The sequence below is a fragment of the Paenibacillus sp. P4_E11 genome, assembly GCF_056401635.1.
The window spans coordinates 1-599 of sequence record NZ_JBFUIX010000694.1; the positions used below are offsets into that span (position 1 = coordinate 1).

A 599-nucleotide genomic window follows, 5' to 3' on the forward strand; every position below is an offset into this window, starting at 1 on the left:
CTCCTAGCGACTTCTTCGGTCACATACTTACGCTTGTTGGCGTTCGCCTTTAGGTGAGTCGAGTCGGTAATGAGCACACGGCCGGCGACCATACGGTGTTCGATAGCTTGAAATACAATGCGGTCGAATACTTCCTGAAGCACATCGCTCTCCTTAAGACGTCGGCGATTTAAGCTGATGGTGCTGTGATCTGGAACCTTATCGGCCAAGCCAAGCCCCAGAAACCAGCGATAAGCCAGGTTCATCTGCACTTCACGCTCAAGCTGACGTTCAGAACGAATGCCGTAGAGGTAGCCGATAAACATCATTTTGAAGAGCATGAGAGGATCGACAGAAGGACGTCCATTATCTTCGCAGTAAAAAGAACGGACTTTATCGAGGATAAAGGAGAAGTCGATATATTTCTCAATTTTTCGTAGCAAATGATCTTGAGGAACAAGGTCTTCTATGCAAACCAATTCGTATGTATTTTGAACATGGGATTTTGTGCGAAGCATAGGATCACCACCAAGTTGGATTTACATATATTATACCATATTAACGCGGTAATTTGTTAAAGAATTCGACTGAAAAATAGACTGTTGAGGGTTTCTCAACAG

At 44.2% G+C, this 599-nt stretch carries 1 protein-coding gene; it reads right to left on the reverse strand.

Annotated elements, in window-relative coordinates:
* The coding region (locus AC1DWB_RS36970; RefSeq protein WP_477546002.1) for a transposase at positions 1-497 on the reverse strand (497 nt) is incomplete at its 3' end.
* Positions 498-599: the final 102 nt, after the last annotated feature.